Genomic DNA, 8,907 nt, shown 5'->3' on the forward strand with positions numbered 1-8,907 from the left:
ACTACGAACTTCCCGGTGGCCATGAGGGCGCCACCTGGAGTGCGGCACTCGAACGCGAGATGGACTGGACCGGCCGTCAGCTGGGGCTCACCAGCTGACGGGCCGGGTACCGGTCAGGCGTCGAGGTCGGCCGCCACGAGCTGCGCGACCTTCTCGACGGCGTCGGCGTCGTCGCTGGTGACCGTGACGTCGGTGCCCTTGGTGGCGCCGAGCGTCATGATGAGCAGTGCGGAACCGGCGTCCACGGGCTCACCGTCGGCCACGGCCAGCGTGACTGGCACACCGGCGGCGGCTACCGCTTCGGCGATGACGGCGGCGGGACGGGCGTGCAGGCCGATGGACGAACCGACGGCGACTGTGGTGCTGGGCATGGACTCTCTCCTCTGTCGGTGGGGGTGGTGCGGGTCGATCTGTTTCTCTTACGCTGCGACTGTCGCAACGTCGGGGTCGAGTTCGGCGTCGGACGCGCCGGGCTTGATGAATTCCTTCGCGCCGACGACGCACAGGGAGGCGACGACGACACCGGCGGCCAGCGACACCAGGAACCACAGCAGGTTGCCGATGGCGAAGAAGACGAAGATTCCGCCGTGCGGCGCGCTGAGGGTGACGTCGAACGCCATGATCAGGGCGCCGGTGACGGCGCCGCCGGCCATCATCGAAGGGATGACGCGCAGCGGGTCGGCGGCGGCGAACGGGATGGCGCCTTCCGAGATGAACGCCGAGCCGAGGAGCCAGGCCGCCTTGCCGTTCTCCCGTTCCGCCTCGCTGAACAGGCTGGGACGCAGGACGGTCGACGCGAGGGCCATCGCCAGCGGCGGGACCATACCCGCGGCCATCACGGCCGCCATGATCCGCAGCGAGGCGGGGTCGTTGACGTTGAGGCCTGCCACGGCGAACGCGTACGCGGCCTTGTTGACCGGGCCGCCGAGGTCGAAGCACATCATCAGTCCGAGAATGATGCCGAGGAAGATGACGGAGCTGCCGGACAGTCCGTTGAGCCAGTCCGTCAGGCCGTTCGTGATCGCGGCGAGGGGCCGGCCGAGGACCAGGAACATGAGTGCGCCGACGATCAGCGTCGCGAACAGCGGGATGATCACCACGGGCATCAGGCCGCGCAACCACTGGGGCACCGGGATCCGGCTGATCCACAGCGCGACCGCACCGGCGATCAGACCGCCGACGAGGCCTCCGATGAATCCGCCGCCGACGAAGACGGCCACCGCACCGGCGGTGAAGCCCGGTGCCAGACCGGGCCGGTCGGCGATCGCGAAGGCGATGTAACCGGCCAGTGCGGGGACGAGGAAGCTGAACGCCAGCGAACCCAGCTGGAACAGCACGGCGCCCAGGTACGTCGTCAGGCCGCCGTCGGGGAGTTGGCCGAGGGAGTTGTTGAGGACGATGTCCTCCGCGGGACCGGAGATCTCGTAGCCGCCGAGCAGGAATCCGAGGGCGATCAGCAGTCCACCCGCGGCGACGAACGGGATCATGTAACTGACACCGGTGAGCAGCACCTGACGCAGGTGGGTGCCCCAGCCGACCGATCCGGCAGGCTCGTCCGCGGTGCTGCCCGCGCTCCCCGCGTCCACGGTCGCCGCGGACGGGTTCATCCCCGCGCGCAGTGCCTCGGTGATCATGGTGTCGGGCTCGTTGATCGCGCGCTTGACGCCCGACGCCACCACCGGCTTGCCCGCGAAACGCTCCTTGCCCTTCACGCCGACGTCGGTGGCGAAGATGACGGCGGATGCGCCGGCGATCAGGCCGGCTGCCAGCGGTGTGCTGCCGCTCGACCCCTGCGTCTCCACGTGGACGACGACGCCTGCGCGTTCGCCGGCGGCGACGAGGGAGTCGGCGGCCATGTAGGTGTGGGCGATGCCCGTCGGGCAGGCCGTGACCGCGACGATGTGCTTCGGTCCCGCCTCGGGCTCCGGTTCCTTCTCCGGGGCGACCGGTTCGGGTGTCGTGGCCGGAGCCGGGGCAGCAGCCGGGGCCGCAGCGGCGGCGGGTGCTGCAGCGGCCGTCGCGGCAGCAGGTGCGGCTGCGGGCGCGGGTGCCAGGACGTCGTTGACCAGGGTGACGATTTCGGCGGGGGTCGTCGCATCACGCAGCGACCCGACGAAGGCCGGACGCACCAGCGCCCGGGCGAGCGAGGACAGCAGCTTCATGTGCTCCGCGCCCGCACCCTCGGGCGCGGCGATGAGGAACACCAGATCGGCGGGTCCGTCGGGGGCGCCGAAGTCGACCTTCGGGGCGAGCCGGGCGAATCCGAGGGACGCCGCGACGACAGCCTCCGAGCGGCAGTGCGGGATCGCGATCCCGCCGGGAAGTCCTGTCGCCGATTGCGATTCGCGCGCGAGCGCGGCGTCGCGGAGCGAGTCCGCCTCGGTGGCGCGACCGGCGTCCGCCAGACGCTGGGAGAGCGCGGAGATCACGTCCTCCTTGGAGGCTCCGAGGTCGGTGTCCAGGGAGATCAGATCTTCGCTGATGATCTGCGGCCCCGAATCGCGGTCGGGTGTCGAGTGAGACATGGTGTTTCCTTCTGGTTCAGGCCGGATCGGGGGCGGGGGAGCTGAGGGCGGTGACGGTGACGGCGTCGAGGTCGACGTGTTCGGGGGTCGGCAGGGTGGTGCCCGGGAGGGCGGCCGCCGCGCTGCCGTAGGCGACGGCGGATCGGAGGCAGTCCGCAGGCGATGCGCCGGACAGGTGCGCTGCCAGGTAGCCCGCCAGTGAGGAGTCGCCGGCGCCGACGGTGCTGCGGGCGACGATCGGCGGTGGCGTCGCCCACCAGGCGCCGGCCTCGGTCACGAGCACGGCGCCCGCGGCGCCGAGCGTGGCGAGGACGGCTTCGACCCCACGGTCCACGAGTTGCCTGCCCGCGTGGGCGGTGGCCGTCGGGTCTCCCCGCAGCGCGGAATCCTCGAGCAGGCGCCCGTCGGCGCCGGTGAGTTGCGCGAGTTCCTCGCTGTTCGGCTTCACGAGGTCGGGGCAGGCTGCCGGGAACCGGTCCGCGAGTGCCAGCAGCGGGGCGTCCGACGTGTCGACGGCCACCCGGCACGATGCCGAACGCAGCGCCTCGACGAGCGTGGCGTACCAGTCGGCCGGGATGCCCGGCGGAAGGGAGCCGGACAGCACCACCCATTCGGCCCGGGACCCGCGTTCGATGATCTCCGACTGCAGGTCGGCGAGGGACCGGGCCGACATCGTGACACCGGGTTCGTTGATCTTGGTGGTGGTGCCGTCGGGTTCGGTGATCGTGATGTTGGTGCGTGCCGAACCGGACGTCGCGACGGTCACGTGCTCGATCCCGTGCTCGGACAGGGCTGTGAGCAGCGGGTCGCCGTCGTTGCCGGGCAGCACCGCGACAGCGTCGACACCGGCGGACGTGAGCGCGCGGGCGACGTTGACGCCCTTGCCTCCCGGGTCGTTGTGGGTCGCGGCTGCGCGCAGGACGGTTCCCCGTTCGAGGCGCCCGAGCAGGTTGACGGTGCGGTCGATGCTCGGATTGGCGGTCAGCGTGACGATCATGCGATCACCACCTCGATTCCCTGGTCGTGGAAGTGGGCTCGGTCTGCGGGCGTGATGTCGGCGTCGGTGACGAGGATGTCGACGCTGTGGATAGGGGCGAAGCTCACGAGGTGCTCACGGCCGACCTTCGACGAGTCGGCGACCACGACGACGTGGTTGGCGCAGCGGACCATCGCACGCTTCACGGCGGCCTCCTCGGTGTCCGGTGTGGACAGACCGTGGCCGACGCTGAGCGCATTGGTGCCGATGAACGCGACGTCGACGCGGAGGACATCGAGGATGCGCAGCGCCTCCTCTCCGACGGCGGCCTGCGTGATCCCGCGAACGCGGCCGCCGAGCATGTGGAGGGTCACCGAATTGAGTCCGGCGAGCCGGGCCGCGATCGGCACCGAGTTGGTGATCACGGTGAGGTCCAGATCGGACGGCAGTTCCGGGATGATGCGCCCGGTGGTGGTTCCCGCGTCGAACAGCACGCTGCCACCGGACGGCGGCAGGTAGGCGGCGGCGCGCTTGGCGATCCGGTCCTTCTGCTCGGCGCGGGTGTGATCGCGCTCCGTCATGCCGGGTTCGGTGACGGTGAGGGAACTCGCGGGCACCGCGCCGCCGTGCACGCGACGGATGTGGCCGAGGCGCTCGAGCAGCGCGAGGTCGCGGCGCACGGTCTCGGTGGTGACGCCGAATGTGTCGGAGAGGTCGGCGACCGACATGCGCCCCCGCTGCGAGATCAGCGTGGTGACCGCTTGCTGGCGTTCTTCCGGATACACCGTGACCCCGTTCCTGTTCTCGTCGATGAAGTGTTCGGTGACGAGATCCGTTATGGTCTGCATCACACGAAATGTTGTGTCATGTTGTTTTACGCCCGAGTGTGTTGACATGTCAAGAGTTGAGAGTAATCTCCGTCACATAGTCGATTCGCATTTCCGACTGTGTGACGACAGAACGAGCCGGCCAGGAGGACCCGATGACCGAAGACCGTGAAATCGTGCGAGGTACGCCGGTGGTACCGGGCATTGCCTACGCGCCGGTGATCTGGCCGGCCCCGCGGCCGGAGGTCGCACCCGGATCCGCCCGGATCGACGAGGCGTCGCGCGACGCGGAGAAGGTCCGCTTCGAGGAGGCGGCAGCCGTGGTGTCGCAGCGACTCCGCGACCGCGCGGCGAGCGTCTCCGGCGCCGCGGCCGAGGTGCTGCAGGCGAACGCGGCGATGGCCGCAGACCGCGGCTGGCTCGGTGCGGCGCAGAAGCTGATCGCCGGCGGAACCCCGGCCGGGGAGGCGGCAGCGGAGGCCACCGAGCAGTTCGTCACCCTGTTCACCAAGATGGGTGGGCTGATGGCCGAACGCGTGACCGACCTGCGTGACATCCGCGACCGCGTCGTCTCCGAACTCCTCGGCCTGCCCGAGCCGGGCATCCCCGTGCCCACGACCCCGTCGATCCTCTGCGCCCAGGACCTCGCGCCCGCCGACACCGCCGGTCTCGATCCGGAGCTGATCGTCGGACTCGTGACCGTTCTCGGCGGCCCGACGAGCCACACCGCGATCATCTCGCGGCAGCTGGGCATCCCGTGTGTCGTCGCGGTGCGTGATCTCGAATCCGTCGTCTCGGGCACGCCCGTGCTCCTCGACGGCTCGGCGGGCGAACTCGTGATGGAACCGGACCCCATCGAGGCCCGCGCCGCCGTGGAGCACGGGCGCGCCGAGCGGCTCCGCATCCAGTCCTGGGAAGGGCCGGGCCGCACCAGCGACGGGCACGCCGTCTCGATTCTGGCCAACGTGCAGGACGGGGCCGGGGCGCGGTCGGCGTCCGGGACCGCCGCCGAGGGCGTCGGACTGTTCCGCACCGAGTTGTGCTTCCTGGACCGCGATTCCGAGCCCGGCGTCGACGAGCAGGCCGAGATCTACGGCGAGGTGCTCGACGCGTTCGCGGGCCGGAAAGTGGTGATCCGGACCCTCGACGCGGGGTCGGACAAGCCGCTGCGCTTCGCCAATCACGCCGACGAGGCGAACCCCGCGCTCGGGGTCCGCGGCATCCGCATCGCCGAACAGAACCCGGGCATCCTCAGCAGGCAACTCGACGCCGTCGCCGCCGCGGCGAAGCAGACGCAGTCGCAGCCGTGGGTGATGGCGCCGATGATTTCGACTCCCGCCGAGGCCGAATCCTTCGCGGCCGAGGTCCGCGCCCGCGGTCTCGTGCCCGGGGTGATGGTCGAGGTGCCTGCCGCGGCGTTGCTGGCCGACCGCCTTCTGCGTCACGTCGACTTCCTGTCCATCGGCACGAACGACCTCGCGCAGTACACGATGGCCGCCGACCGGATGTCGTCCGACCTGGCGTCGCTCACCGATCCCTGGCAGCCCGCCGTTCTCGCGCTCGTCGCGCGCACGGCCGCGGCCGGCGTCGCGGCGGGCAATCCGGTCGGTGTCTGCGGCGAGGCCGCCGCCGATCCGCTGCTCGCCTGCGTCCTGATCGGACTCGGTGTCACGTCGCTGTCCTGCGCCGGTGCTGCCGTGTCCGGTGTGGGGGCGAAGGTGGGATCGGTCACGCTGGACGACTGCCGCCGGGCCGCCGAGGACGTGCTCGCCACGAGCGATCCCGCGGAGGCACGAGCCGCGGCGGTGCGGGTGCTGGGCGCGTAGTCCCGGTTTCCGGTCACGATTGTCGTCCGGATCCGGTCCCGAGGGCGCGACACTCGCAGATCGTGCCTACGATTGGCCAACTGTGACGAAACGAGAAACCGGCGCACCCGACACCCCCGACGGTCCGGTCGGCGGCGCTGACGGCCCGTCTTCTACCACGCGCGCGTTCGGGTGGACACTGCACGGCGACGGCAGGCGGATCGGCGAGGGCGAGGTGGTCGCTCCCGGCGAGCGCCTCACCTGGCCGCGCACGGTCGGAATCGGGATGCAGCACGTCATCGCGATGTTCGGCGCCACCCTCCTGGTGCCGACGATCACCGGGTTCCCGGTCACCACGACGCTGCTGTTCTCGGGTATCGGGACGGTTCTGTTCCTGCTCATCACCCGCGGTCGAATCCCGAGCTATCTGGGGTCGTCGTTCGCATTCATCGCGCCGCTGACGGCGTCGCAGAGTTCCGGTCCCGCAGCGCAACTCGGTGGTGTCGCGGCCGCGGGACTGCTGCTGCTCGTCATCGGTGTCGCGGTGAAGCTGGCCGGGTCGCGGGTCATCGACGCGGTGATGCCGCCCGTCGTCACGGGCGCGGTGGTGGCGCTGATCGGGCTCAATCTCGCACCCACCGCGGTGGATTCGTTCGAGTCGCAACCGCTGATCGCCGGGGTCACCCTGCTCGCGATCCTGCTCGTGACCGTCCTCGGCCCGGGGTTGCTGGGCCGCCTCGGCATCCTCGTCGGCGTCGTCGTCGGCTGGGTGTTCGCCGCCGTGATCGGCGGTCTCGCGGAGGAGCGGGTGACGGCGTTGCGGGACGCGGCCTGGTTCGGTGTGCCCGAACTGCGGGGACCGACGTTCGAATGGTCCGTCATCGCGCTGACCCTGCCGGTGGTGATCGTCCTGATCGCCGAGAACGTCGGCCACGTCAAGGCGGTGTCGGCCATGACGGGTCGTTCCCTCGACGACGTCGCCGGCGACGCCCTCGTCGCGGACGGACTGGCCACCACCGTCGCCGGATTCGGTGGTGGTTCCGGAACCACCACCTACGCCGAGAACATCGGCGTCATGGCCGCGACGCGGGTGTACTCCACCGCTGCCTACTGGGTTGCCGCCGCCACGGCCGTGGTTCTCGCGTTCTCGCCGAAGTTCGGGGCCCTCGTGTTCACGGTGCCGAACGGTGTCATCGGCGGCGCCACCCTCGTGCTGTACGGGCTGATCGGCGTCCTCGGTGTCCGCATCTGGATGGACGCCGACGTCGACTTCACCGATCCCGTGAACCTCACCGTGGTCGCCGCGGCGCTCGTCGCCGGCATCGGCGACCTGACTCTGACGATCGGATCGGTGGAACTGGGCGGCATCGCGTGGGGTTCGGTGGGCATCCTCGTCGCCTACCCGGTGATGCGCTGGCTCGCGCGGTTCCGCAGGCCCTGACCCCGGTGACCGGATGGGTCACGAATCCCGATCACCTGGGTCATTCACCCTGTAGGTTCTCGCCTCTACCGTCGAACGAGACGTATCTCGAACGAGACGTAACAGACAGTTGATACGAGGAGTCGGCGTGGAGCGCACCCTGTTCGAACCGGAGCACGAACTGTTCCGGGAGTCGTACCGCAAGTTTCTCGCACAGCACGCCGAGCCGAACCACGCCAAGTGGGAAGAGCAGAACATCGTCGACCGCAGCCTGTGGGTCGAGGCCGGAAAACAGGGTTTCCTCGGCATGGCCGTGCCGGAGGAGTTCGGCGGCGGTGGCGTGCGCGACTTCCGGTACAACGCGATCATCACCGAGGAGACGACCCGAGGTGGCTACAGCGGCATCGGCTTCACCCTGCACAACGATGTCGTCGCACCGTATCTGCTCGACCTGAGCAACGAGGAGCAGAAGCAGCGGTGGCTGCCCGGCTTCGCGTCGGGTGAGCTGATCACGGCGATCGCGATGACCGAGCCGGGGACCGGCAGCGACCTGCAGGGCATCAAGACACGCGCCGTGCGCGACGGCGACGACTGGGTCCTCAACGGTTCCAAGACGTTCATCACCAACGGCATCAACGCCGACCTCGTGATCGTCGTCGCGTGTACCGATCCCGACAAGGGGGCGCAGGGATTCAGCCTCCTGGTGGTCGAACGGGACATGCCGGGCTTCGAACGCGGCCGCAACCTCGACAAGATCGGAATGAAGGCGCAGGACACCGCGGAGTTGAGCTTCACCGACGTTCGCGTCCCCGCCGCCAACCTTCTCGGTGAGGAGGGCATGGGATTCCTCTACCTGATGAAGAACCTCCCGCAGGAACGGCTGTCGATCGCCGTGGTGGCCGCCGCCGCAATGGAATCGGCGCTGGACATGACGATCCAGTACTGCCGCGACCGGAAGGCCTTCGGAAAGTCGATCGGCAGCTTCCAGAACACGCGCTTCGTGCTCGCCGAACTCGCCACGGAGTCGACGGCCGTCCGCGTACTCGTCGACAAGTTCATCGAGCTGCTCAACGACGAGAAGCTGTCGGTGCAGGAAGCGGCGATGGCCAAGTGGTGGACCACCGAGGCGCAGGTCCGGCTGATCGACCGGTGCCTGCAGCTGCACGGCGGCTACGGGTACATGAAGGAGTATCCGATCGCGAAGGCGTACATGGATTCTCGGGTTCAGACCATCTACGGCGGGACCACCGAGATCATGAAGGAAATCATCGGACGCGGACTCGATCTCTGACGAGGCGCGACCTGCGTATCTGCAACGAACTCCGGCCTCCGGCCGTACCGGGGTGGATGCGAG

Annotated in this window: 7 protein-coding genes; 3 read left to right on the forward strand and 4 right to left on the reverse strand. The window is 69.5% G+C overall.

Annotated features, from left to right (window positions below; translation table 11 throughout):
* Positions 1–113 precede the first annotated feature (113 nt).
* From ACFTZB_RS39245 to ACFTZB_RS39260, 4 genes are read right to left on the reverse strand one after another with little or no spacing between them, the layout of a single operon-like run.
* A complete protein-coding gene (locus ACFTZB_RS39245) occupies positions 114–371 on the reverse strand; it encodes an HPr family phosphocarrier protein (protein ID WP_005261132.1) in 258 nt (85 codons plus the stop codon).
* Between the two features lie 48 nt (positions 372–419).
* Positions 420–2,525 carry a fructose-specific PTS transporter subunit EIIC gene (locus ACFTZB_RS39250; protein WP_378440364.1) on the reverse strand — a complete coding sequence of 702 codons (2,106 nt, stop codon included), beginning with the start codon at positions 2,523–2,525 and terminating at the stop codon, positions 420–422.
* A gap of 16 nt (positions 2,526–2,541) precedes the next feature.
* The gene (pfkB, locus tag ACFTZB_RS39255) at positions 2,542–3,522 is read right to left on the reverse strand and encodes a 1-phosphofructokinase (RefSeq protein WP_378440366.1); all 981 of its coding nucleotides are present in this window, start codon (positions 3,520–3,522) and stop codon (positions 2,542–2,544) included.
* On the reverse strand, positions 3,519–4,286 hold the full coding sequence (locus tag ACFTZB_RS39260) for a DeoR/GlpR family DNA-binding transcription regulator (protein WP_378440375.1): 768 nt from the start codon (positions 4,284–4,286) through the stop codon (positions 3,519–3,521). Before ACFTZB_RS39260 ends, pfkB begins: the two co-directional genes overlap by 4 nt.
* 197 nt (positions 4,287–4,483) lie before the next feature.
* Here ACFTZB_RS39260 and ptsP point away from each other — a divergent pair, with 197 nt between their 5' ends.
* The 3 genes from ptsP (at position 4,484) to ACFTZB_RS39275 (ending at position 8,844) form a co-directional block, all read left to right on the forward strand.
* Positions 4,484–6,154: a phosphoenolpyruvate--protein phosphotransferase gene (gene ptsP, locus ACFTZB_RS39265; protein WP_378440368.1), complete on the forward strand. Its 1,671-nt coding sequence runs from the start codon at positions 4,484–4,486 to the stop codon at positions 6,152–6,154.
* Between the two features lie 82 nt (positions 6,155–6,236).
* Entirely contained in the window at positions 6,237–7,574 is a 1,338-nt protein-coding gene (locus ACFTZB_RS39270; RefSeq protein ID WP_378440370.1) for a uracil-xanthine permease family protein, read from the forward strand.
* Positions 7,575–7,701: 127 nt separating this feature from the next.
* Positions 7,702–8,844: an acyl-CoA dehydrogenase family protein gene (locus ACFTZB_RS39275; RefSeq protein ID WP_378440373.1), complete on the forward strand. Its 1,143-nt coding sequence runs from the start codon at positions 7,702–7,704 to the stop codon at positions 8,842–8,844.
* Positions 8,845–8,907 lie beyond the last annotated feature (63 nt).

Origin of the sequence: Rhodococcus sp. NPDC057014 (assembly GCF_042673295.1) — a bacterium.
Lineage (GTDB): Bacteria > Actinomycetota > Actinomycetes > Mycobacteriales > Mycobacteriaceae > Rhodococcus_F.

What these genes read in the sequence shown, in the direction of transcription:
- ACFTZB_RS39245 (WP_005261132.1), bottom strand. Translation starts at nt 371, where the DNA reads ATGCCCAGCACCACAGTCGCCGTCGGTTCGTCCATCGGCCTGCACGCC.
- ACFTZB_RS39250 (WP_378440364.1), bottom strand. Translation starts at nt 2,525, where the DNA reads ATGTCTCACTCGACACCCGACCGCGATTCGGGGCCGCAGATCATCAGC.
- pfkB (WP_378440366.1), bottom strand. Translation starts at nt 3,522, where the DNA reads ATGATCGTCACGCTGACCGCCAATCCGAGCATCGACCGCACCGTCAAC.
- ptsP (WP_378440368.1), top strand. Translation starts at nt 4,484, where the DNA reads ATGACCGAAGACCGTGAAATCGTGCGAGGTACGCCGGTGGTACCGGGC.